This window comes from Collinsella sp. AM09-41 (assembly GCF_003473245.1).
GTDB lineage: Bacteria > Actinomycetota > Coriobacteriia > Coriobacteriales > Coriobacteriaceae > Collinsella.
Genome location: NZ_QRMJ01000007.1, coordinates 325 through 23,336 on the forward strand (window position 1 = coordinate 325; position 23,012 = coordinate 23,336).

Here is a 23,012-nt window from a genome sequence, read left to right on the forward strand (position 1 = left end):
GACCGGTGGACGGCACCGAGCCGTCGGATGACTTGAAGAAGGGGGAGGCCTCGCGGCCTCCCCCTTTTTTGCGTTTGCGGGGCGTGAATGACTCAATTACACCAGACGATCTTGTTGTTTTCGGTATTGAGCCTTTATTTAAAGAAAATAAATCGTATAACAAGGGCAACTGCTATGGCCGCAATGATCATAAGCAGGATTGTCAGCTGATGCTGCTTGCGTCGTTTACTTGACGAAACGAAGATTGATTTTCCCTGTTTTGGAGTCTCGAGATAGCGAGCCGAATGCGTCAAGGTTTGCTTGGGTCGAGGCCCTCTTTGTTGATGAGCGGCGGATGCTTTCATCGGCTCATCACTAGCTGCGCTGTTTTTAGATAATGGTGCGTCTTTCAGATATACAGGGTCTCCCGAGGCAACGCCCATATGTTTACGTCCCGTTTGGGCTTCTTCGAGCGTTTGATATCGGTTTCTTGTCACATATTTGGGCTCTGGGTCATTGATGGGCTCTTGCGAGATATGGGGGCGATGGAACCGTGGCGGCTGCGTAGAAGTATCTTCGCCCTGCGTCGGCATAAACATATTGTTCTGGTTTTGGTCGTCCATGATGCCCTTTAGCTCGTTACCAACAACGTGTACGCGCTCATTGTAAGCCCCTTGTTATTTGTAGCTGCGAACATACTTGTTATTTAAGCTCTGGTTCAAAGAACCTTAACCTTACTAAAACCTGAGTCATACACGCTTAGATATGCTTATAGTACTGGACTCAAAAAACTTTATAGTCGATGTATATATGAGCACTGGGTGGGCATATATAAGAGCGTCAAAAGAAGTCCCAGTCACCTAGAAGATGGCTCGGCAGTCCTTAAAAGGAGTGGTAAACATGGCAAGCATGGTTCCTTATCGTTCGGTTTTTGGCGTTCGTCCTTCTGCTAGCTCGCTGTTCGATCTGTTTGATGATATGACCGACCTTGCAAACAACTCGATTGCCTCCAAGGCGTTCCCCGTTGACGTTGAGGACAAGGGTGATGGCTACGAGGTCAAGGCGTATCTGACCGGTGTCGCCAAGGATGACATCGACGTTGAGCTCAATGAGGGTCGCCTGTCCATCAGCGTGAACGTCGAGGAGAGCGCCGAAAACGAGGGTAAGAACTTCCTCCAGAAGGAGTTTAGCTCGTACAGCGCGACGCGTGGCGTGTATCTGAAGGACGCTTCGAGCGAGGGCCTCTCTGCAAAGTATGCTGACGGCATCCTCACCGTTACGGTTCCTAAGATCGTCGAGAAGAAGAACGTCACGAAGATCTCCATCGACTAACGATGGCTCTGCTTCAATCGAGAGTATGAGTTAAGGGGGCTGGGAAGTGATTCCCAGCCCCCTTTTGTTGTCTTGAGGGGCTATTGAATAGTTGTCGGTTGATACTGACTTGCAGGGCGTATCGAGAGCTTCCGTGGTCCTTGAAGACGGGTGGCAGAACTGCCGAGTTCATCATCGAGACTTGCATCAAGCGCGTTGGCATAGCTTTTGACGGTAAGGCTTGGACGATTATTGTCCTGGCTGATATGCATGGCGATGAGCTGTTCGGTGCGATCGGTAACAAGTTCGCGCGCGGCTTCGGCGGCCTGGTTGTTGGAGAGGTGCCCCTTTGTGGACAGGATGCGCTCCTGAAGAAAGCGGGGGTACGCTCCTTCGCGCAGCATAGCTACATCGTGGTTGCTTTCGAGCGCGAGAACTCGACAGTCTTTGAGGATGCCTATGGCCTTGCTCGATAACTCTCCGGTGTCGGTGGCAAACCCAATGGAATCATCGAGAGCATTAAATCGATAGCCGACAGGATTGATGACATCGTGCGATGTTGAGTAGGTTTGCACGTGGATGCCGGCAATGGGGAGCGTGTCGCCGGGGTCAAATTCCTCTACGGGCAGGCGCGCGAGGTTTTCTTTGCATGAAAGGGTGTCCCTGCTGGCAAAGAGGGGACCATGCCAGTGCTTGCACCATACATCGAGCCCCTTGATATGGTCACCATGCTCATGGGTGATTACAAGAGCGGCGACGTCGTCTGCCGAGAGGCCAAGCTCCGCCATGCGTTTAAGTGTCTCGCGGCGGGACAGGCCGTTGTCGATCATGATGAGCCCCTGAGGTCCCTCGACGAGTGCGCAGTTGCCTTTTGAGCCGCTGCCGAGGATATGAAGGTGCAGGCGAGACATAAGATTCCAAAGGATACAATGAGTGCGGACGAATAGAGGAGGAAGCGAATGCCAACGGTATCTCAGCACTATGGACATCATGCCGCGCCGAGGACGGATAAGAGCGCCCTGGCAACGCGGCAGGCCGCTGCCCCCGTAGTGCTCATGGTATCAGGCGGTGCGGACTCGACGGCGCTGCTCCTTATGGCTTGCACATCAAAGCTGGATATCCAGGACGGGCGCGGCGTCGCTCCCATTGCGCGCGAGCGATTGCACGTGCTGCATGTAAACCATCATCTGCGCGGGGAGGCATCCGATGGCGACGAGGCCTTTGTACGTGACCTGTGCGCACAATACGGTTTGCCGCTGTGTGTTGAGCATGCCTATTTTGATGACGAATCGGGCAATATCGAGGCTGCGGCTCGCGAGGTGCGCTATGCCGCGGCACGGAGATACGTTCGCGAACTTTGTGCCGAATCGGGCGCACCGCGGACGGCGGCTCGTATCTGTACCGCGCATACTTCGTCGGACCGCGCGGAAACATTTTTGATGAATGCCATTAAAGGGTCGGGTCCCGCGGGTCTATCGAGCATTCCGCGCCGTCGGAACATTGTGGTTCGCCCCTTGCTCGACCTCACGCACGATGAGCTCGTGAGCTATCTGCAGGTGCACGGTCAGCCATGGCGGGAAGATGAAAGCAACGAGGACGTTTCGTACCTGCGCAACTATGTACGCCATCGGGTGATGCCGGTGGTGGCACAGCGCAACGCGAGCGTCTGTAAGACGATTGGCGCCGCTTGCGAAATTCTGGGCGACGAAGACGCCTTTCTTTCCCAGCTTTCGGCACAGGCGTTTCGAAGCTGCCTGCGCAGGGAAGCGGCGGGCGCACTTGTGCTCGATGCGCGCCGTCTTGCCGCCGCTGAGGTTGTGATTGCACGGCGTATCGTGCGATTGGCGATTAAGCGCATCGATCCCGACGCGCGACCGGAGATGCGGCACGTGGAGCGCGTGCTCGCCTGCGTCGCTGCGGGCTCGGGCTCGGTTACGCTTCCTGCGGGAATTGATGCCCGTGTGGAGTTTGGCACGCTGGCGTTCAAGGCCCCGGCGGCGCGCGAGGGTTTAGTGGCCGATTGGATCTCCGTTCCCGGTCGTCTGCCGCTGGGGGCGGGGCATATGCTGACAGCGGAGCCGATGGCTGTGGAGCCGGGGTGCGATATCGTGCACCGTGCCCGCGAGCTTGCTGCTGCCGGAAAGGTTGCGGCCTTGGTGGATGCGGCGGCCCTGGGGTTTGCCGACCGCGATAGCGAGCGGATGTTAGCCGGCTCGCGCGGGGAGATTCCCACCGAGGCACGATCGGCGCGCCTGTGGGTGGATAGCCCTGTGCCGGGAGACGTGATGTGCCCGTTGGGGATGAACGGCCGAAGCAAGAAAGTGTCAGACCTGTTAAACGAGGCGCGCATTCCTGTTTCAGACCGCTCTGGCGTACCCGTGGTAAGAACGGCTCCGGGAGGTGCCGTAGTATGGGTCGCGGGCGTTCGCGCGGACGAGCGTTTTAAATGCACGGCCGCAACGCGCGTGGCATATCTGCTTCGTGTGGTCGATGCGGAATAGCGCTTCGCGCCAGCTATTCTGTGCGACGTTGACGGTATTCCCGCGCTGATGGCGCACGTGCTGGTAAATATACCCCGTGCGCTGCTAGAATGTGTAGTTCGCGTCCATGCGGCGGTGCGTGGGCGATAAGCACAAGAAAGGGTTGTCATGGCTTCTCAACATCCGGATATCGAGAAGGTTCTGTTTACGCAGGAGGATATCGACGGTATCGTCTCTCGCCTAGGCGAGCAGATTACTCGCGACTACGCGGGTAAGGATCTGGTGCTGATTGCGGTCCTGCGCGGCGCCGTGGTCTTTATGGGCGACCTGATGCGCAAGATCGAGCTGCCGACCAACATCGATTTCATGGCTGTTTCGAGCTATGGCGACGGTGTGAAGTCCTCGGGCATCGTGCGTATCATTAAGGACCTGGATATCGACATCCGCGGTCGCGACGTGCTGATCGTCGAGGACATTCTGGACTCGGGCCTGACGCTCAAGTATCTGATGAAGAACCTCGAGAGCCGCAAGCCCGCCTCGCTGGAGGTTGCCGCCTTCCTGTGGAAGGACGTTGAGGACCGTACCTCGGCCGTCACGCCCAAGTATGTTGGAACCCATTGCCCCGATGCCTTTGTGGTGGGCTACGGCCTCGACTATGCCGAGCGCTATCGTAACCTTCCGTATCTGGGCATTTTGAAACCGGAGGTATATTCGTAAGATGCCCGACGACCGTAACGATAACAATTCCCAGACTCCCCGGGAGCCTAAGATCCCGGGGATGCCCGGAGGCAAGAAGCCCACGCGTACGGGCTGGCTGTATTTTATTTTGGCTTGCGCGCTTCTGGGCTACGCCTTCTTTAACATGGGCTCCGGCTTTGCCAATTCCAGCAATACCGTAAAGCTCGCGACGAGCGAGATGGTCAACGCCATTAAGCAGGATCGCGTCGAAGATTTGACCTATACGGTTCAAGACGGAAGCGTGGCGGGTCATTACTGGAAGACGAAAAAGGACAAGGGTGACACGAGCGAGCTCAAGAGCTTCTCCTCGACCTACGTCGGTTCAGATTCGCTTGCCGAGCTTATGGCGGAGCACCCCGATACCAAGTACATCGTCAACACCAATGACCCCGATTTTTGGGGCGACTTGGCGATGAGCGTACTTCCGACGATCGCCCTGATCGCCATCATGTTCTACTTTATGCGCCAGATGATGGGCGCCAACAACAGGAACATGCAGTTTGGCAAGACCAACGCCAAGACCAACGAGGCAACGCGCCCCAAGGTCAAGTTTGAGGATGTTGCCGGTGTGGACGAGGCAGTCGAGGAGCTCGAGGAGATTCGCGACTTTTTGAGCGATCCGGACCGCTATCGCAAGCTGGGCGCCAAGATTCCGCGCGGCGTGTTGCTGGTTGGCCCTCCGGGTACCGGTAAAACCCTGCTGGCCAAGGCCGTTGCCGGCGAGGCGGGCGTGCCGTTCTTTAGCATCTCGGGTTCCGACTTTGTCGAGATGTTCGTGGGTGTCGGCGCCAGCCGCGTGCGCGACCTTTTTAAGGAGGCCAAGTCTCAGGCTCCGTCGATCATCTTCATCGATGAGATCGATGCCGTGGGACGTCAGCGCGGAGCCGGCTTGGGCGGCGGCCACGACGAGCGCGAGCAGACGCTCAACCAGCTGCTGGTCGAGATGGACGGTTTTGAGGAAAGCGAGTCGGTCATCCTGATCGCCGCGACCAACCGTCCTGACATCCTGGATCCGGCATTGCTGCGTCCCGGTCGTTTTGACCGTCAGGTTACGGTCGACCGTCCGGATGTGAAGGGCCGCGAGCAGATCTTGCGCGTGCATGCCGAGAACAAGCCAATGGACGAGGACGTGAAGTTTGAGAAGCTCGCCCAGATGACCGTTGGCTTCACCGGCGCCGATCTGGCAAATCTGCTCAACGAGTCTGCGCTGCTGGCTGCCCGCCGCCATCGTTCCGTGATCTCGATGGACGAGGTCGAGGAGTCGATGGAGCGCGTGATTGCCGGACCGCAACGCAAGGGTCGCGTGATGACCGAAGCCGAGCGCACCACGATTGCCTACCATGAGAGCGGTCACGCTTTGGTGGGCCACATCCTGGAGCACTCCGATCCGGTTCATAAGATCTCGATCGTCAGCCGCGGTCAGGCCCTGGGCTACACACTGCAGCTTCCGCAGGAGGATCACTTCCTCAAGACCAAGAACGAGATGCTCGACGAGCTCGCCGTGTTCTTGGGCGGTCGCGTTGCCGAGGAGCTCATGTGCGACGACATCACGTCGGGCGCGAGCAACGATCTGGAGCGCGCGACCAAGATGGCGCGCGAGATGGTCACGCGCCTGGGCATGAGCGAGGAACTGGGTACGCAAGTGTTTGGTGAGGCGCAGCATCAGGTATTCCTTGGTCGCGATTACGCCGATCACCAGGATTACTCCGAGGAGACGGCGCGCCGCATCGATATCGAGGTTCAGCGCATTATGCGTGAGGCCCATCGTCGTGCGGTCGAGATCCTGGACGCCCGTCGCGATCAGCTCGATCTGATGGCGAAGGTGCTGCTTGAGCGCGAGACTGTCGAGGGCGATGCCGTGAATGCCCTGCTCGATAACGAGTGGGACGCCTACCTTGAGCGTGAGGGCGAAATCCTGGCGGCCAAGGAGGAGCGCAATGCCAAGGCGGCCGGCATGCCGACCAAGAAGCGCGCGCCTCGTATGAGCGAGGAAGAGCTGGCGGCTGATGCCGCGGCCTTTGCGCAGGCGGCCATGCAGGAGGATGCCGAAGCCGCATCCGATGATGCCGGTGATGGCAATGCTGCCAACGCTGACGGCAACACCGACGCCGACAAATAGTTCTTGTAGCGAAAGCCTCTGCGGGGAAACCTGTGGAGGCTTTTCTTTTGAGCGATATGTTGATTGGGGACAGACTTAAATGAGCGTTTTCACGCATTTAAGTCTGTCCCCAATCAACATTGCTGCGGCACTTTGCTCAGCTAAAGCGTACAATAGCGCCTATGCGAAAGGGGAACAGATGATCAATGAAACTATGTATGCTCGCGGTGCGGAAAGCTCCATCATCCGTGAGATCTTTAGCTATGGCCTTGAGCGCAAGGCACAGATCGGCGCGGAGAACGTATTCGATTTTTCGCTGGGTAACCCGAGCGTTCCGGCACCTGCCGCCGTGGCTGAGTCCATTAAGAAGGCCTTGGAGCTGCCGAGCGACCAGCTGCATGGATACACGCCTGCGCCGGGTCTGCCGCAATGTCGAGCAGCCGTCGCCGACTCGCTCAACCGTCGCTTTGGCACGAGCTATGAGGGCAAGGACGTCTTTATGACGGTGGGTGCCGCGGCTTCGCTCACCTGCACGCTCAATGCCGTTACGAACCCGGGCGATGAGGTTGTTGTTATCGCCCCGTACTTTCCGGAGTATCGCGTGTGGATTGAGAAGGCCGGCTGCACGTGTGTTGAGGCGCTCGCCGATGAAGATACGTTCCAGCTGAGCGTGAGTAACGTGCTCAAGGCGATTACCGATAAGACGGCTGCCGTCATCATCGACTCGCCCAACAATCCGACCGGTGCCGCATATACACGCGACACGCTGACGCGACTGGCCAATGTTCTGCGCGAGGCCAACGCTCAGCGCGATCCCGAGAATCCGATTATGCTCATCTCTGATGAGCCGTATCGCGAGATTGTCTATGGCGCCGAGGTGCCTTGGGTGCCTTCGATCTACGAGCACACCATCGTGTGCTACTCGTATTCCAAGTCGCTTTCGCTACCGGGCGAGCGCGTCGGGTGGATCCTGGTTCCCAATACGAATCCTCAGGCAGCTCGTCTAATGCCCGCCGTTGCCGGTGCCGCCCGTACGCTGGGCTTCGTGTGTGCACCGGCGCTCTTCCAGCGCGTGATCATCGATTGCATCGATGAGCCGAGTGATGTCGAGGCCTATGCTCGCAACCGCACCGCGCTTACCGACGCACTAGCGGAGTACGGCTACACCTATGTTGAGCCGGATGGTGCATTCTACCTGTGGGTGAAGGCGCTGGAGCCCGATGCGAATGCGTTCTGTGAGCGCGCGAAGAAGTATGAGCTGCTTGCGGTGCCCTCGGACAGCTTTGGCATGCCTGGTTGGTTCCGCCTGGGCTATTGCGTGAGTTACGAGACGATTGTCAATTCGCTACCCGATTGGAAACAGTTGGCGGACGAGTATCGTTAAAAGTAAAGCGCTCTGCTTACAATGTTTTACGTGAAACGGGGTTTGGTGTTAAGCCAGACCCCGTTGTCTATGCCGTTGTGTGATTGGGATGAAGCAGTTTTACGACTGCCGAAAGCTATGCGTACAATGAATATACGCGACGGCCATGCTGGACAAGGAGACCTGATGCCCTACCTGCTTTCCTGTGATATCCATACTCATACGATGTTCTCCGCGCATGCGTACTCAACCATTGAGGAGAACATCTATTGGGCGGCGGAGCGTGGCCTTCAGGTGCTCGGTTCCGCCGATCATTTAAGCTCGATGGTTACGCCTTGCCCCAATGACCTGCGCAGTTTCCAGTTCTTTATTAACCAGGATATCTGGCCGCGCATTTGGAGCGGCGTGCTGGTGCTCCGCGGCGCCGAGGCCGATATCGTTTCGCTGGACGGAAGCTTGTTTGGCGAGGACATTCCCGTTTCGCTCAATATCGCCGGCGATTCGTATAGTCGTGAGCATTCGCTGTTCGATTTGGTGACGCGTAATTTGGATTATTTGGTGGCAAGCGTGCATAACCCGCAGTTTGCCGAAGGCGCGACGCTCGCCGAGACGACCGAGATGTACATCAATGCCCTGGAGCACCCCAAGGTGTTCATGCTGGGGCATGCGGGGCGCTCGGGCGTGCCGTTCGATATCGACGAGGTGCTGTTGGCGGCTAAGGCCAAGCACAAGATTATCGAGATCAACAACCATAGTCTTGAGCACGGTGCCGACACTGAGCATTGGGCCGTATGCCGCAAGATCGCCGAGCGTTGCGCCGAGCTGGGCGTGGGTATTGGCGTGTCGACCGATGCCCACATTGGCATGGCCATTGGCAAGCTCGATCACGCGCGCAAGATGCTCGACGAGATTCACTTCCCGCTGGATTTGATCGTGACGCGCGACCGCGAGACGCTGCTGCGCGAGATGGCGGCAGCCGGCGTGTGTGACCTGCGCAAGGGGATGTAGCGGAGTTCATAAACCAAGCGAAGGGGGCGGTCCAGACGGGCCGCCCCCTTTCTTGTCTCGAAAATCTACCGGGGTGGATTAGCGGCGCTCGAGGACCGCTACGGTTTCGGTGTGGTCGGTATGGGGGAACATGTCGACGGGCGTGATCTTGAGCAGGCGATAGCCTCCGTCGAGGAGCTGGTGCAGGTCGCGCTCTTGGGTCACAGGGTTGCAGCTGATATAGGTGATGCGGCGCGGCTTGAGTGCGCAGGCGGCTTCGAGGAACTCGGGGGTGGAGCCGGCGCGCGGCGGGTCGATGGAAAGGACATCGATCCGCTCGTTGTTGTCGGCGGCGTCCAGGATGTAATCGGTGGCGTCGTCGGCCATAAACCAAGCGCTGCGGGTGAGGCCGTTGAGCTCGGCATTGCGACGTGCGTCGGCAATGCCCGCCGGGTTGCGCTCCACGCCGAGCAGCATAATGCCGATGCCCTTGTCCTGGGCATCCTTCGCGGCGCACAGGCCGATGGTTCCGCTGCCGCAGTAAGCGTCCATAAGAATGTCACCCTGCTGCAGGTCCATGCCGTCAATGGCAAGTCGATAGAGCAGCTCGGTTTGCTGCGGATTGGTCTGATAGAACGCGGTGGGGGAGATATCGAACTCGCAGCCGAGCAGCTGGTCGCGCATGCATTCGGCGCCATAGACGATACGAGTCTCCTCACCCAAGATGGCATTGCCGGGGCGACCGTTGATGTTCTGAGCGACGGTGACGATATGCGGATCGAGTGCGGCGACAGCCTCAAAGAACTCCTGCGCATGCGGCAGGTCGCGCTGAGCGGTCACGAGGGTGACCATAATCTGGTCGGTGCGCCAGCCGCAGCGAACGACGGCATAGCGAAGCAGTCCCAGATGCTTGTCTTCGTTAAAGGCGGGAATATGCAGACGTTCGGCCTCGCGAGCGATGCCGTTGAGAATCTGACGAGCGCCCGGCGCCTCAACGGGGCATTTGGGAACGGCGACGATTTTGTGCGTCCCACGTTCAAAAAAGCCGCAGCGGACAGCGCCCTCTTTGCCGGGAGCAAACGGAGTGGCAGCCTTATGACGAAAACCACGCGGCGCAGGATATTTACCCGGGTCTCCCAGGGTGACTCCCATACCGCGAATGGGGTCGACGCTAATGCCCTCGCGCTCGCAGAGCTCAGCAAACAGCTCCTCCATAGCAGCCTGCTTGGCCGCCAACTGCTTCTTATAAGGACGATTGAGTGCCGTACACCCACCACAAGCTTTCATGATCGAACAGGGAGACTTGGGATCCACGGCCTTACGCGCAGGCTGAGCCGAATCCTTGCGCGAGCCTTTGGAGCGAACGTGAGGCGCCTTATCCCCGCCCTGACGAGAGCCAGAACGCTTGGTCTTAACCTTGCCCTTCGCATCCTGAGACGACTTGGATTTCTTAGAAGATTTTTTCTCTTCCGACCCCTCAGCCGCCTCGATCAAAGCACGACGAGCCTTACGCTCCGCACGAGATTCTGCCATGAATTAACTCCACTAATTTACAAATTGAAATCTGAAAGCATTGTACCGTGCCAAGCTAGCGGACGATATGCAAGCACCCATTTCATGTTAGTGATAAGCCCAACGACGTTTGCCCGCCGGGTGCCGGGGCTGGGGTTAAGTTTGTCGCGAGTTCCGCACGAACAGGAGAGCACTTAATGTGCTCTCCGTCGTGAGCAGGACTGTAGAGCAGCAAGCTTAACCCCTGCCCCGGCACCCGGCGGGCAAATCCTCCCTTGTACTCTATCAAGGTAAAGTGTATGATGCTGAACGTTACATGATTCACTTTACCTAACTAAAGTGCCATCAAGGGGGAATACCATGAATACCGATATGTCTCGTCGTCAGTTTGTTGGTCTAGCCGGCTCGTTTGCCACGGTGCTTGGCCTTGGTCTTGTCGGTTGTGGCGGCGGTGCCGGTAAGGGCTCTGCTGCCGGCTCTGCTGCGGCCAAGGATACGAAGGGTGCCGCGGAGTCCAAGAAGCTCGTCGTGGGCTTTGACAAGTCCTATCCTCCGTATGGCTTTGTGGGCGACGATGGCGAGTACATCGGCTTTGACCTCGACCTTGCCAAGGCCGTTGCCGATAAGCAAGGCTGGGAGGTCAAATACGAGGCTATCGACTGGGATGCCAAGGACACGCTGCTCAACTCGGGTGCCATCAACTGCATCTGGAACGGCTTTACCATGGAGGGCCGCGAGGACGACTACACGTTCTCCGAGTCTTACATGCTCAACGAGCAGGTGCTCGTGGTCAAGAAGGACGCGGGTATCAAGAGCTGGGACGATCTTGCCGGCAAGACCGTGATTACCCAGACTGATTCCGCCGCACAGGACGTGCTCGAGGGCGACCAGAAGGATCTGGCCGCGACGTTTGCCACGCTCGATACCATCGGTGAGTACAACACGGCGTTTATGCAGCTCGAGAGTGGTGCAGTCGATGCCGTTGCCTGTGACCTCTCGATCGCTCAGTATCAGCTTGCCGCCAAGCCCGATGCCTATACGCAGCTCGACAAGCCGTTGTCCAGCGAGCACTACGCCGTTGGCTTTAAGAAGGGCGACACCAAGTCGGCCGATGCCGTGACCGAGTCGCTCAAGGCGCTCTATGAGGACGGCACGGTCAAGGACCTGTGCGATAAGTACGCAAGCTATGGTCTGTCCTTCGACAACTGGGTTCTCAAATAGCGGCTTTCCCAGGCACCCGATTTTGCCGTTCAAACCGTCGCTTGCGTACATTTAGTACGCGGCGCTCCTCTTTCACGGCAAACTCGGGCACCTGGAAAACCCGCTTTAGCATTGGGTTCGCTGTTCCGTTACTGTGAAAGAGAGCTTGGGTTGTCTATTCAGGTCATGATGCAGATGCTTGGCCAGGGATTCTTGGTCAGTTTGCAGCTGTTTGTGCTTACTCTGCTGGGGTCGATTCCGCTGGGAATCCCCGTGGCGTTTATGCGCATGAGCAAAATTGCGCCGCTCCGCTGGATTGCGCGCATCTACATTTCGGTCATGCGCGGTACGCCGCTCATGCTGCAGATGTTTGCCATCTACTTTGCCCCGTACTACGTGTTCGGCATCTCGCTCACGCCCGATTCCAAATGGACGGCGTGCGTCGTGGCATTCATCATCAACTACGCCGGCTACTTTGCCGAGATTTATCGCTCGGGCTTGCAGTCCATTCCATGCGGTCAATACGAGGCAGCCGAGGTGCTGGGCTATTCGCGTATGCAGACGTTTCTGTATATCGTGATGCCGCAAGTCGCCAAGCGCATTTTGCCGGCGATGGGCAATGAGATCATCACGCTGGTCAAAGACACGTCGCTGGCGTTTGCCATCGGCGTGGGGGAGATGTTCTCGACGGCCAAGGCGCTGGTTGCCTCGCAAGTGAGCATGGTGCCGTTTGCGATTGCGGCGCTGATCTACTGGGTCTTTAACTTTGTGGTCGAGATGCTGCTGGGCGCCGCCGAAAAGAAGCTGGACTATTATCATGACTAGATCGTTCCGCCGTTCTAACGAACGGCGGACTGCTCGACGCTGCGCGCGTGCCTGACGGCCAATCTGCTCCTCAAACCGTCGCTTGCGTACAGAAGTACGCGGCGCTCCTCTTTCGGAGCACATTGTCTCGCCAGTCACACGCTCGCTGACTCTTTAAACACATGGAGGCTCCCGTGTCCGGAACGGTAATGAATATATCGAACGCGCGTAAGGCGTTTGGCGGCTATGAGGTGCTCAAGGATATCTCGCTCGAGGTCAAGCGCGGTGAGGTTGTGGCGATTATCGGGCCTTCGGGCGGCGGTAAGTCTACGCTGCTGCGGTGTGCCACGCTGCTCGAGACGCTCGACGGAGGATCGCTCTCGTTTGGCGACCTTGCCGTTGCGACGGACGCGGGATCGGGTGCGGTATATGCGAAAGGCGACGTGCCCAAGCAGGCACGCTCGCGATTTGGCCTGGTGTTTCAGAACTACAATCTGTTTCCGCACTATACCGTGATGAAAAACATCACCGATGCTCCGATTCGCGTGCTCAAACGCCCGCGCGAGCAGGCCGAAGCACGTGCGCGTGAGTTGATCGCGCAGATGGGGCTTGTGGGAAACGAGAACAAGGTGCCATGTGAGCTTTCGGGCGGTCAGCAACAGCGTGTGAGTATCGCCCGCGCCTTGGCGCTCGACCCGGAGATCTTGTTCTTTGACGAGCCGACCTCGGCGCTCGATCCCGAGCTAACGGCCGAGGTGCTACGTGTCATTAAAGACCTTGCCGCGCAGAATATGACGATGGTGATCGTGACCCATGCGATGCAGTTTGCGCGCGATGTTGCCGACCGCGTGGTCTTTATGGACGGCGGTCGCATTGTCGAGGAGGGTCCTGCCGAGCAGGTTATCGACCATCCGCGTGAGCAGCGCACCCGTGAGTTCTTGAGCCGTATCGAGGGCTAGGCTCAGCTATGTATTGAGAAGAAGCCGCCGCAGGTCTTATGGTCTGCGACGGCTTTTATTTGTATCGATGGGGTTTAATAATCGCCTGGCATGCTTGCCCTGTCCTCTCGCCGCCTGTATTCATACGTGCGCCGAAAGGTGTGCATGGGCAGTCACCCGTGAGGGTAGGGTGGTGGCATAGGACATTTGGAGGGTGAGCCGGCTCGGCTGCCGACCATGCTGCTTCCGGGACGGCACCGACCGCGAACTCTCCCCGTTGGCGTCGCGCATTGCGCGCGGCCCTGCAAGGAGGTCATCATGGGTGCTCCCAAGACCGGTAATGTAAGGAACGTGGTGCTCGTAGGCCAAGGCGGGGTGGGCAAGACTTCACTCGCTGAAGCCATGCTCCACCTTTCTGGCAAGACCGCCCGCCTGGGCGGCCACGACGGCACCAAGCCCACGCTCGACTATGACCCTGAAGAGGTCAAGCGTGCATTTTCCATCTCGACGACCATCGCGCCGATCGACTGGAAGGGCACACGCATCAATGTGCTTGATGCCCCGTGCTATCCCGATTTTATCGGCGACGCCTTTGCCGCTATGAGCGTCTGCGAGACGGCTCTGTTTGTGGTCGACGCCGAGGCCGGCCCGCAGCCTACGACGGTTAAGCTCTGGTATGCCGCCGAGGACCTGCGCCTGGCGCGTGCGGTGTTCGTAAACCGCCTGTCGCGTTCCGAGGCCAGCTTTACGACCACAATGAACCTGCTGCAGGAGCGCTTTGGCACGCGCCTGGGTGCCGTGACCCTTCCCTGGGGCGAGGGCGAGGACTTTGACGGCATCATCGACCTGGTGCGCATGAAGGCGCGCCATTGCAACGGCACCGAAGCCGTTGAGTCGGAGATTCCCGAGGAGTATCGTGCCCAGGCCGAACAGGCCCATGACCATCTGTGCGAGCTGGTGGCCGAGGCTGACGACGAGCTGATGATGAAATACCTGGAGGGCGAGGAGACGCTGACGCAAGAGGAGCTTGAAGGCCTGCTGTCGAAGGCGATCGCCGAGCGCATCTTTGTGCCGGTCTTTGCGGGCGATTGCATTAAGGAGCAGGGCGTCAACTCGCTGATGGACGACATTGCTACGTACTTCCCGGCGCCGACCGACTACGGCGAGATGCCACTCATCGATGGCGACTCGCTCAAGATCTCGAGTGACGATGACCGTCCGGTGGCGTTTGTGTTTAAGACCCTGGCCGATCCGCAGCAGGGCCGCATCAGCTTTATCAAGGTGCTGACGGGCACGCTTGAGCCGGGCCTTGAGCTGATCAACGCGCGTACCCGCAAGAGCGATCGTCTGGCTCACCTGTATGTGATGTGCGGCCGTGACATGACTGAGGTCGGTCACGCCTATGCCGGCGATATCATCGTGGCGCCCAAGTTGGCGGCAGAGACGGGTGACACGCTCTCCATTACCGGTAAGGTCGAGGCGGCGGCGTTTAAGTTCCCCAACTCGCAGTACCGCATTGCCATCGAGGCTGAGAACCGCGGTGACGAGGAGAAGCTCTATACGTTTATCGAGAAGGCGTGCAAGGCTGATCCGACCATGAGCATCGACCGCGACGAGGAGACCGGCCAGACCATTATCTCCGCCGTTGGTGAGGCGCAGGTTTCGGTGCTGCTCAACCGTCTGGAGGACCGCACCAAGGTCGCTGCCAAGAGCGTGCCGATCCGCATCCCGTATCGCGAGACCATCCGCCGCACGGCGAGCGCTCAGGGCCGCCACAAGAAGCAGACCGGTGGTGCCGGTCAGTACGGCGACTGCTGGCTGCGCGTGGAGCCGCTCATTGGGCCCGACGGCACGAGCGATGGCTATGAGTTTGTGGACGAGGTCGTGGGCGGCCGCATTCCGCGCTCGCTGATTCCCGCCGTGGACAAGGGCGTCCAGGAGACCATGAGGGACGGCATCATTGCCGGCTATCCGCTCACGGGCATTCGCGTGGCTGTGTACGACGGCTCGTATCACAGCGTCGACTCCAACGAGATGGCGTTCCGCGCGGCGGCTCGCATCGGCCTGCGCAAGGCATGCGCCGATGCCGACCCGGTGGTGCTGGAGCCCATCGAGGAAATCACGGTGACAATCCCCGAGAGCTACGCCGGTGCCGTGATGGGTGACATCTCGGCCTCGCGCGGTCGCGTGACGGGTATGGAGACCGATGAGCGCGGCGACACCGTGGTCATTGCCCAGGCCCCGCTGGCCGAGCTGACGGATTACTCGACGCGCCTGCGCTCTATCACGCGCGGCACGGGCGACTTTACCATGAAGCCCGCAGGCTATGAGCAGGTGCCTTATGACGTTCAGGCCAAGCTGGTCGAGCGCTATGAGGAGGGCCGCGCCAAGTAACGTGTGGTTTTGCCTGCGCCACGCATGTTGATGCAAGGGCCGCTCTGGGTGATCCGGAGCGGCCCTTTTTGATCCCTGGGGGATGCAAATCGGTTCTTGTCGTGCTGAGGGGTTAGTCCCCCGAGGCCTGGTTGCGGCCGGTGGCGTAGTCGATCTGCACATGCGGCTGCAGGTTGTAGCAGTACGCGTGGAAGCACAGCGTTTTGCCGTGGTCCTCGACCGATTGTGCCTCGAGGCGAACGCCGCGGCAGACGAGTTCCTCTTCGTTATACATGGGCGTGACGCGGTAGAGCACGTGGTTGCCCGTGTCGCGGATGTAGCCGAGGATCTGCTCTTCAAACGGCAGCATGCCCGTTTCGTTGAGATAGCGCGTGCCGGTGAGGAGATTCTTGCGATTGGCGTTTTCGCCGCAGAGCGACCAGGCGATGAGGTGGCAGCGGTTGTAGAGGCTCTGGCCTGGAATAAAGTCGTAGCGCTGCTGGTGCCAACCGGCAGGATGGATACGCGAGATATCGCCGCGCTTACCCTGACCGAGCGATTCGGGTCCTATGCAGGCGAGTGCTTTGCGGGTACGGCCCAGGCTGTCGAGCTTTGAGAACTTCTTAAAGCATCCTTCTTCGGTGGCCCGCTCGTATTCATCGAGCGTGAACGACGGTGTGCCGAGCGGGTGCGTGCCATCGGCGCGAAGGGCAACGTAGGGGTTGCCGGCGTAGTCGGGAATGCTGGTGAGGTATACGCCGCGCGCGCGGTCGAGATCGGGGTTTTCCACTTCGTCGATGGGGGTGGCGTTCGAAGAGACATCGCCAGCGGTGCCGGTTGTGGTGGATTCGGAGCCATCGCCGGTGCTTTGGCCGCCTTTGGAATCCGAGGAGCTTGCCGTCCCCGATTCGAGCCGGGCAACCAGGTCTGCTTCGTCGTCGGTGCGGTTGGGGCTCTCGCTTTGCTTCTCGGCCAGAGCCGCCGCCTGCTCGTCGCTTTGCGGCGAGAGCAGCTTGGGCGCCCCGTCGAGCGATCCCGTAAACAGCGCAAACCCCAGCACCACGGCGGTGCCGATGGAAAGTACTTGCTTGTAGGCGGATTTGCGCGGCATTGAGGCTCCTGGATGGACGGTTCGGAATCTACCAGTCTAGCAGGAGACGCTGCAGGTCGTTTTTCCAGATAAAACCTGCCAAAATAAACCTGTCCCTTTTCAGCAGCTTGGCGCGATATGATATATACGTTATATACAAGTTGCAAAGTGGGGTGGGGTTGCGGTAACGCAAGCCGGCGAAGGGGGCCGATATGATCAAGGCTGTCATTTTTGACATGGACGGAACGCTGGTCGATACCGAGCGTTTGGACATGAGGGCATGGAAGGTGGGCGCTGCCGAGCTGGGGATTGCGATTGATGATGCGCTGGTCCATCAGTTTATCGGTCGCTCGATGCCCGATGTCAGGGACATCCTTGAGGAGCATTACGGCAGCCGCGAAATCGTCGAGACGGTCGAAGCCCGCTACAGGGATGCTCTCGACGAGATGGTCAAGACCGAACTGGAGCTTAAGGCCGGCGCCGCCGAGTGCCTGGACGAACTGCTGGCTGCGGGCTATCACGTGGGCCTTGCGACGTCGTCGCGCCGCGTTGCGGCCGAGCGCAACCTAAAGACGGTCGGCCTCTTTGACAAGTTTGAGACGGTGACCTGCAACGAGGATACCCTGAACGGCAAGCCCGATCCCGAGATCTACCTGCTCGCCTGCGAGCGCGCGGGCTTTGCTCCCGAGGAATGCGCCGTGGTCGAGGATTCCCGCAACGGCTGCGTTTCGGGCATCACGGCCGGCTGCCATGTCTTTGCCGTGCCCGATATCTTGCCGCTGCCGCAGGACGTGGCGGAGGGCTGCGAGGCCGTGCTCGATACACTGTTCGATCTGACGGCGGCGGTCAAGGCCGTGCGCTAAAGGTATGTGCCGAGGCTGATGACGGTGGCTTCGGCGTGGCTGCTTGCCCGGGTGCTGACGCGCTCGGCAATCTGGCTGCCGATGCCGTAGCCGTCGGATGCGGTATTCTACTCTCCGGCGCCAATGAACTCATTTTAATATCGGGATACGGGGCGAGGGTCTTGTGGATGCCAGGTATGCGCAGAGCGAGCTGCATGAATGCCGCTCTGCCCACAACGGTGATATGGCGTGTCCTTCTTCGCGTTTTCCCCGATAAAAATCCGCCAAAATAAACCTGCCCCTTTTTTAGTAGGTTGCGGGGGCTCGGGTTTGCTTGTTTCGCGTGACGTTGCGTGGAATAATCGAGGCGAACCATCTTAACTAGAATTCATTGCGCTTGCCCTTCGGCTGCGCCTATTTTCGGAGGCATCATGAGGGTCGTTAAGCGCATTAATCACAATGCCGCCTTGCTTGTCAACGATAAGGGAACCGAGCTTGTGGCACTGGGGAAAGGCATTGGTTTTCCTGACGGCCCCGATGAGGTTTCGCTTGCGCAGATTGAGCGCACGTTTTACAACGTTGATGCGCGCTATCTGCCACTTCTTAACGAGATCGATCCCAAGGTAATGGAGTTTAGTGCGCAGATTGCCGATGTCGCGCGCACCAACATTTCGCGCGAGCTGTCGGCGAACCTTCCTTTTACGCTCGCCGACCACATTAGTTTCGCCATCAAGCGCTGCCGTGAGCACATGTATGTTCAGATGCCGCTTTCTTGTGACGTTCAACAGCAATATCCCATTGAATTTAAGATTGCGATGCTTGCCCATGCTGGCATAGAGCGCGAATTCGGCATATCTATGCCACGCGGGGAGAGGGCGGGCATCGCACTCTGCATCGTTAACAGCGTTATGGCAAGTTCTAGTAAGGCGAAGTCAAACGACGTCCGCCGCGAGGAACGCCTGATCGAAAAGCTCGTAGCGATCATCGAGAAAGATCTTGCTATCGCCGTTGACCGCGATGCTTTTGACTATGCACGCTATGACACTCATGTACGCTACTTGTTAGAGCGCGTCCGCACCGGGGAGCCGCTTAATACCGATAATGCGGCGCTCTATCGTCCTCTCTGTGAGGAGCATCCGGCTATAGCGGCTTGTGTTGACAAAATGGCAGAAGCTATCGAGGAAACGTATCATGCCTCCATCGTGCCCGAGGAGAAGGTGTATCTCATGCTCCATGTCAATCGGGTCTATGCCGGCAACGTAACGGGCGAGGTGCCAGCCGACAAATAGGCGCTTTCTATGCCGTTCATCAAAGAAAGCGTACCGTTCGCAGACTTTTGGGCATCATGAGGCCGCCGTTCGCATGGTGAAGCTGATACCCTTAGCGCGACATAAGGTGTTATTCGAGAGCTGAGCTTCCGAAGCGTGACGTAAAGACAGGGCGACCTGTCGATGTCTCGTTTTGGAGCTTTTGTCTTTACGCCGTTTCCCTCAACAATCGAATACTTCCGTGCGGGCGACGGGCCACCGTCCGCTTTGTCTCCTCGCGCGCGCAGCGAGGGAGGAACCGGATCGTTCGAAAGGGAAGATGATATGGCTGACAATAAGAAGATCGCAGCCGATGTGCTCGAGGCGCTGGGTGGCAAAGACAACATCACCTTTGCAGCCCACTGCATGACGCGTCTGCGTTTTAACCTTAAGGATATGGAGTTGCCCGACATTAACGCTGTTAAAAAAATTAACGGCGTCATCGGCGCTCAAATATCTGGCGGGCAGTTCCAGGTGATTATTGGGCAAAACGTGCCTAAGGTATATGACGAGCTCATCAAGATGAGCGGCTTAGCCAAGCAGGAGAGCATCGACGAGAACCTCGACGCAAGTGGAGTCAAAACACCGCTTACCCCGGCAGCCGTCGGCAATGCGATTCTTAACTACCTCTCGGGCTCCATGGTTCCGATGATTCCATTGCTGCTCGCGTCGGGCATGTTCAAAACCGTTGCCGTCGTACTCGGGCCAACGATGCTCAATCTCATTGCGGATACGAGCGATCTTTATGTCCTGCTCAATATGCTCTACAACGTGACGTTCTATTTCATTCCGATCTTCTTGGGCTTTACGGCTGCCAAGAACATTGGCGCCACGCCCATGTACGGCGCTTTTATGGGCGGTGTGCTTATCGAACCGACGTTTATGCAAATGGCAGCCGAGGGAAAAGCCTTTAGCATTTATGGCATCCCTTGCGTGCCTGCAAACTATGCGCAGACGGTTATTCCCATTCTGCTCACGGTTGCGTTGATGTCCGTGTTCGAGAAGTTCTTGCGCAAGCACATGCCCGATTCGCTCACCACGGTCTTTACGCCGCTTTGCACGCTTGCCCTGACTGTCCCCTTTGCGCTTTGCCTGCTTGCTCCTCTTGGTTCTTGGTGCGGTAACGGTTTGGCGGTTGTCTTTGAGTTCCTCGGTGCCGAGGGAGGTATCGTGGCGATTATTGGTGGCGGCTTGCTTGCAGCAATTTGGTTGCCCATGGTCATTACGGGCATGCATGTTGCGGTCATCATGATTGCCATTGCAAACTTTATGTTGACGGGTTCCGATGGCTTCATTTTGGTTGCCCCCACGGTTGCGCTGTGGGCAGCCTACGGAGTGGAGATTGCATCATGGCTTAAACTCCGCAACAAGGAGGAAAAGAGCCAATGCGCCGGCTATCTTGTCGCACAGCTTGTTGGGGGCGTTGGCGAGCCGTTCATCTACGGCATGCTGTTCCGCTACCGTAAACTGTTTGCTGCCTGCATGGCAGGTTCGTTTGTCGCCGGTGCCGTGGCGCTCGCCTTGCATGTCAATGCTTACCTCGCCGGTGCTGCCTCCAACGTGCTCAATATTATGACGTTTGTTGGCGGCGGCAACGAGAACCTGATCAGTGCCGTCATCGCTTCGGCGGCTGGCTTTGTCGTAAGCTTTGCTGTGGCTTGGTTCTTTGGCTTTAGCGAGGATGAGCTCGAGAACGGTCCGATTTCCGAGCGCTAGAAAAGCGGTCGTAGACAGGCGGTCTAGTTCAAAATGTGCCGTCTAAAGATGATTTTGCAGGGCGGTATGTATGTTGCCCCCCCCGCATATTATGTCGAAGGGATTATTGTTACACATGCTTATCAGCGAGGCTATTCAAGCTATCCAGGACTACTGTGACGGCATTGATGCTTTTACCGGGAAGCCCATCGAGCTTGCGACGACGCGCGATCAGGTGCTTTACGGCGACATCGATCAGCAATGTACCGGAATAGTTACATGCATTTGGGCTACGGCGGAGGTGATTCGTCGTGCCAAGGAGCTTGGCGCTAACCTGATTGTTCCTCACGAGGCACTGTTCTGGAACCACGGAGACCGCCGTGAAGTGGTTGCGGGGAACAAGACCTTTGAGGCAAAGTGCGCTTTGCTTGACGAATGGGGTGGCGCGGTCTGGCGTTGCCATGACTATATCCACTCGGGTGTGCCGCTCGCCTCGGACGGTTCGATGGTCGACGGCGTCTTTTACGGATTCGCGGTCAAGATGGACTGGCTTGGCTCCGCGGTAGACGAGACATTCATGAGGTACCGCATTGAGCCAACGCCGGCCCGCGATCTTGCGCAGGCGCTCGTACACAAGCTTGGATTAAACGGGACGCGCTTGATCGGCGACGGTGACGCGCTCGTCCGCAATGTCGAGATTCCAATGCACATCATGGGGCGAGATAACGACGAGATTGCCCATATCGACTCCGAAGGCATCGATTGCATTTTGACTATGGAGTTTGTCGACTTTACGGTGAGCGAGTACATCCGCGACGCCGCAATGCTCGGTCAGGGAAAATGCGCCATCCATATGGGTCACTTTAATGGCGAGGAGCCGGGCATGGAGTATATGGCGAAATGGCTGCCCGCCGCGCTCGGGGACGCTGGCACAGGTCTGCCGGTTACCTTTGTCCCCATGGGAGATACGTATCAGTACGTGCTGGCATAAATAGAACAAGGCCGCGACGCCATATAGGTGTCGCGGCCTTGTCTGCGTTTCCCCAGATAAAACCTGCCAAAATAAACCTGTCCCCTTTCGGAAGGTCGGCAACTATTAATGTGGTTCAGGTTGAGCATACGCGAGCGAGCAGGTTCCGGGTGCGGCAAGGTGACGTGAAACAAGCGTGCGCTGACCTTTTGGTCGCGCCCGTGCAGTTGAACGTCAGATTGCCGTGCCCGGAACCTGCGCAGCGCCGAGCGGTTACGCCGTTTGTAAAACGGCGTAACTTAAAGATTCATGTCGCCGTGGATGTAGGGGGTGACCTCGGGGGAGATATGGCCGCAGCCTAGGTTGCGCAGCGCGGACTCGATAACGGCGGGCAGCGGGGTTTTGCCCTCGGCATCGACGGCGTTGCCACCGAGGGCGGCAATCTTGGCAACGTCTGCCGGCGCGGCCTCGATATGCATGCAGCCGCCGACCAGGCGTGCGCGGACCTGAGCCAGGTCAAGATCATGCAGGTAATCCTCGCAGGCGCGGATTACATCGACCTTCTCGCGTGTGAGCTCCTCGCCCGTGGGGACGCGCGTGGCCAGGCAGGCTCCTGCCGGCAGGTTCCAGACGGGGTATCCCCAGGCGCGCAGCAACTCGCGTTCCTCGTCCTTGGTAAAGCCGACCTCCATAAGCGGCGAGCGCACGCCGAGCTCCTGGGCGGCGCGCATGCCGGGGCGGTAGTCGCCGCGGTCGCTTGCGTTGCTGCCGTCGATGACGGTGGGAAAGCCCAGCGACTTGGCGTGGTTGACGATGGCGGTAAAGCCGGCGCGCTTGCAGTGGTAGCAGCGGTCGGCGTCGTTGCAGGCTACCTGGGGGAGCTGCAGCTGATCGACCGAGAGGTTGAGCACGGGGAGCTTAAAATGCGGCCCCTCATCGGCCTGCCCGTCAACCGCCCGCTCAAACGAAGCCTGCTCGGGCGTGCCGATGAACGGCGTGGTGAGGTGAACGAGAAGCGTACTGGTGGGCATGATGCGGGCGCAGACCGCGGCCAGAAAGCTGCTGTCGACGCCACCGGAAAAGCCGATGGCGACGCGTCCGTATGCCAAAAGCAGCTGCTCGAGCGCTGTGAGTTTGTCCTGAAGCCCCTCTGCAGGTGCGGTGGTGTCTGAAAGCATGAATCGATCCTTGCCGTTGAGTACTCGGTCGAAAACTATAATCCTACCGAGCCGCTTGTCATAAGACTTCTATCTATGTAACGAAAGTGCAATATGCTATATACGTTATATACAAGTTTACAAGTGCGGTAAAGTTGCGGGAGTACA

At 58.3% G+C, this 23,012-nt stretch carries 19 protein-coding genes; 14 read left to right on the top strand and 5 right to left on the bottom strand.

From position 1 onward, the window contains the following. Nucleotides 1-134 precede the first annotated feature (134 nt). Nucleotides 135-602: a hypothetical protein gene (locus DW112_RS08135; RefSeq protein WP_118328724.1), complete on the bottom strand. Its 468-nt coding sequence runs from the start codon at nt 600-602 to the stop codon at nt 135-137. Between the two features lie 277 nt (nt 603-879). Here DW112_RS08135 and DW112_RS08140 point away from each other — a divergent pair, with 277 nt between their 5' ends. Next, nucleotides 880-1,311 (top strand): Hsp20/alpha crystallin family protein, encoded by a 432-nt coding sequence (locus tag DW112_RS08140; RefSeq protein ID WP_117635977.1) that lies wholly within the window; start codon nt 880-882, stop codon nt 1,309-1,311. A gap of 80 nt (nt 1,312-1,391) precedes the next feature. Here the strand turns inward: DW112_RS08140 and DW112_RS08145 are convergent, their stop codons facing one another. After that, nucleotides 1,392-2,201 carry an MBL fold metallo-hydrolase gene (locus tag DW112_RS08145; RefSeq protein WP_118094359.1) on the bottom strand — a complete coding sequence of 270 codons (810 nt, stop codon included), beginning with the start codon at nt 2,199-2,201 and terminating at the stop codon, nt 1,392-1,394. A 48-nt stretch (nt 2,202-2,249) separates the two neighbouring features. On the opposite strand from DW112_RS08145, the gene tilS reads away from it, so the two are divergent. The 5 genes from tilS to DW112_RS08170 all read left to right on the top strand — a co-directional run bounded on the left by tilS (nt 2,250) and on the right by DW112_RS08170 (nt 8,977). Next, nucleotides 2,250-3,791: a tRNA lysidine(34) synthetase TilS gene (tilS, locus tag DW112_RS08150; protein ID WP_199585346.1), complete on the top strand. Its 1,542-nt coding sequence runs from the start codon at nt 2,250-2,252 to the stop codon at nt 3,789-3,791. A 147-nt stretch (nt 3,792-3,938) separates the two neighbouring features. After that, nucleotides 3,939-4,487, top strand: a complete 549-nt coding sequence (gene hpt, locus DW112_RS08155) for a hypoxanthine phosphoribosyltransferase (RefSeq protein ID WP_055251779.1) — start codon at nt 3,939-3,941, stop codon at nt 4,485-4,487. Nucleotides 4,488-4,548: 61 nt separating this feature from the next. Then, a complete protein-coding gene (ftsH, locus tag DW112_RS08160; protein WP_255413652.1) occupies nt 4,549-6,627 on the top strand; it encodes an ATP-dependent zinc metalloprotease FtsH in 2,079 nt (692 codons plus the stop codon). 178 nt (nt 6,628-6,805) lie between these two features. Then, nucleotides 6,806-7,990, top strand: coding sequence for a pyridoxal phosphate-dependent aminotransferase (locus DW112_RS08165; RefSeq protein ID WP_118328726.1), 1,185 nt, complete (start codon nt 6,806-6,808; stop codon nt 7,988-7,990). A gap of 126 nt (nt 7,991-8,116) precedes the next feature. Further along, nucleotides 8,117-8,977 carry a phosphatase gene (locus tag DW112_RS08170; RefSeq protein WP_233545898.1) on the top strand — a complete coding sequence of 287 codons (861 nt, stop codon included), beginning with the start codon at nt 8,117-8,119 and terminating at the stop codon, nt 8,975-8,977. Between the two features lie 78 nt (nt 8,978-9,055). On the opposite strand, the gene rlmD is transcribed toward DW112_RS08170, so the two are convergent. Further along, nucleotides 9,056-10,489: a 23S rRNA (uracil(1939)-C(5))-methyltransferase RlmD gene (rlmD, locus tag DW112_RS08175; protein WP_117736946.1), complete on the bottom strand. Its 1,434-nt coding sequence runs from the start codon at nt 10,487-10,489 to the stop codon at nt 9,056-9,058. 339 nt (nt 10,490-10,828) lie between these two features. Here rlmD and DW112_RS08180 point away from each other — a divergent pair, with 339 nt between their 5' ends. The 4 genes from DW112_RS08180 to DW112_RS08195 all read left to right on the top strand — a co-directional run bounded on the left by DW112_RS08180 (nt 10,829) and on the right by DW112_RS08195 (nt 15,804). Then, entirely contained in the window at nt 10,829-11,689 is an 861-nt protein-coding gene (locus tag DW112_RS08180) for a transporter substrate-binding domain-containing protein (protein WP_118328727.1), read from the top strand. 150 nt (nt 11,690-11,839) lie between these two features. Next, complete coding sequence (locus tag DW112_RS08185) at nt 11,840-12,493, top strand: amino acid ABC transporter permease (RefSeq protein ID WP_117774127.1); 654 nt, start codon at nt 11,840-11,842, stop codon at nt 12,491-12,493. 188 nt (nt 12,494-12,681) lie between these two features. Then, on the top strand, nt 12,682-13,431 hold the full coding sequence (locus tag DW112_RS08190) for an amino acid ABC transporter ATP-binding protein (RefSeq protein WP_199585356.1): 750 nt from the start codon (nt 12,682-12,684) through the stop codon (nt 13,429-13,431). A 297-nt stretch (nt 13,432-13,728) separates the two neighbouring features. Continuing rightward, on the top strand, nt 13,729-15,804 hold the full coding sequence (locus DW112_RS08195) for a translation factor GTPase family protein (protein WP_118328730.1): 2,076 nt from the start codon (nt 13,729-13,731) through the stop codon (nt 15,802-15,804). 112 nt (nt 15,805-15,916) lie between these two features. Here DW112_RS08195 and DW112_RS08200 read toward each other — a convergent pair whose 3' ends face one another. Continuing rightward, nucleotides 15,917-16,894 carry a DNA/RNA non-specific endonuclease gene (locus DW112_RS08200; protein WP_118328731.1) on the bottom strand — a complete coding sequence of 326 codons (978 nt, stop codon included), beginning with the start codon at nt 16,892-16,894 and terminating at the stop codon, nt 15,917-15,919. Between the two features lie 191 nt (nt 16,895-17,085). Between DW112_RS08200 and DW112_RS08205 the strand changes: the two genes are divergently transcribed. From DW112_RS08205 to DW112_RS08220, 4 genes are all read left to right on the top strand, one after another. Next, nucleotides 17,086-17,736 (top strand): HAD family phosphatase, encoded by a 651-nt coding sequence (locus DW112_RS08205; RefSeq protein WP_118328732.1) that lies wholly within the window; start codon nt 17,086-17,088, stop codon nt 17,734-17,736. A gap of 410 nt (nt 17,737-18,146) precedes the next feature. Beyond that, on the top strand, nt 18,147-19,004 hold the full coding sequence (locus DW112_RS08210; RefSeq protein WP_118328733.1) for a PRD domain-containing protein: 858 nt from the start codon (nt 18,147-18,149) through the stop codon (nt 19,002-19,004). Between the two features lie 303 nt (nt 19,005-19,307). After that, nucleotides 19,308-20,738 (top strand): PTS transporter subunit EIIC, encoded by a 1,431-nt coding sequence (locus DW112_RS08215; protein WP_158571747.1) that lies wholly within the window; start codon nt 19,308-19,310, stop codon nt 20,736-20,738. Nucleotides 20,739-20,853: 115 nt separating this feature from the next. Beyond that, a complete protein-coding gene (locus DW112_RS08220) occupies nt 20,854-21,708 on the top strand; it encodes a Nif3-like dinuclear metal center hexameric protein (RefSeq protein ID WP_118328735.1) in 855 nt (284 codons plus the stop codon). Nucleotides 21,709-21,986: 278 nt separating this feature from the next. Here the strand turns inward: DW112_RS08220 and DW112_RS08225 are convergent, their stop codons facing one another. Then, the gene (locus tag DW112_RS08225) at nt 21,987-22,865 is read right to left on the bottom strand and encodes an ATP-dependent sacrificial sulfur transferase LarE (protein ID WP_118328736.1); all 879 of its coding nucleotides are present in this window, start codon (nt 22,863-22,865) and stop codon (nt 21,987-21,989) included. Between the last annotated feature and the right edge of the window lie 147 nt (nt 22,866-23,012).

Bases quoted from the DNA above. Each gene is read 5' to 3' on its own strand.
- hpt (WP_055251779.1), top strand. From the start codon at position 3,939: ATGGCTTCTCAACATCCGGATATCGAGAAGGTTCTGTTTACGCAGGAG.
- DW112_RS08165 (WP_118328726.1), top strand. From the start codon at position 6,806: ATGATCAATGAAACTATGTATGCTCGCGGTGCGGAAAGCTCCATCATC.
- DW112_RS08190 (WP_199585356.1), top strand. From the start codon at position 12,682: ATGAATATATCGAACGCGCGTAAGGCGTTTGGCGGCTATGAGGTGCTC.
- DW112_RS08210 (WP_118328733.1), top strand. From the start codon at position 18,147: ATGAGGGTCGTTAAGCGCATTAATCACAATGCCGCCTTGCTTGTCAAC.
- DW112_RS08170 (WP_233545898.1), top strand. From the start codon at position 8,117: ATGAATATACGCGACGGCCATGCTGGACAAGGAGACCTGATGCCCTAC.
- DW112_RS08205 (WP_118328732.1), top strand. From the start codon at position 17,086: ATGATCAAGGCTGTCATTTTTGACATGGACGGAACGCTGGTCGATACC.
- DW112_RS08225 (WP_118328736.1), bottom strand. From the start codon at position 22,865: ATGCTTTCAGACACCACCGCACCTGCAGAGGGGCTTCAGGACAAACTC.
- ftsH (WP_255413652.1), top strand. From the start codon at position 4,549: ATGCCCGGAGGCAAGAAGCCCACGCGTACGGGCTGGCTGTATTTTATT.
- DW112_RS08195 (WP_118328730.1), top strand. From the start codon at position 13,729: ATGGGTGCTCCCAAGACCGGTAATGTAAGGAACGTGGTGCTCGTAGGC.
- DW112_RS08220 (WP_118328735.1), top strand. From the start codon at position 20,854: ATGCTTATCAGCGAGGCTATTCAAGCTATCCAGGACTACTGTGACGGC.
- DW112_RS08135 (WP_118328724.1), bottom strand. From the start codon at position 602: ATGGACGACCAAAACCAGAACAATATGTTTATGCCGACGCAGGGCGAA.
- rlmD (WP_117736946.1), bottom strand. From the start codon at position 10,489: ATGGCAGAATCTCGTGCGGAGCGTAAGGCTCGTCGTGCTTTGATCGAG.
- DW112_RS08180 (WP_118328727.1), top strand. From the start codon at position 10,829: ATGAATACCGATATGTCTCGTCGTCAGTTTGTTGGTCTAGCCGGCTCG.
- tilS (WP_199585346.1), top strand. From the start codon at position 2,250: ATGCCAACGGTATCTCAGCACTATGGACATCATGCCGCGCCGAGGACG.
- DW112_RS08140 (WP_117635977.1), top strand. From the start codon at position 880: ATGGCAAGCATGGTTCCTTATCGTTCGGTTTTTGGCGTTCGTCCTTCT.
- DW112_RS08145 (WP_118094359.1), bottom strand. From the start codon at position 2,201: ATGTCTCGCCTGCACCTTCATATCCTCGGCAGCGGCTCAAAAGGCAAC.
- DW112_RS08200 (WP_118328731.1), bottom strand. From the start codon at position 16,894: ATGCCGCGCAAATCCGCCTACAAGCAAGTACTTTCCATCGGCACCGCC.
- DW112_RS08215 (WP_158571747.1), top strand. From the start codon at position 19,308: ATGGCTGACAATAAGAAGATCGCAGCCGATGTGCTCGAGGCGCTGGGT.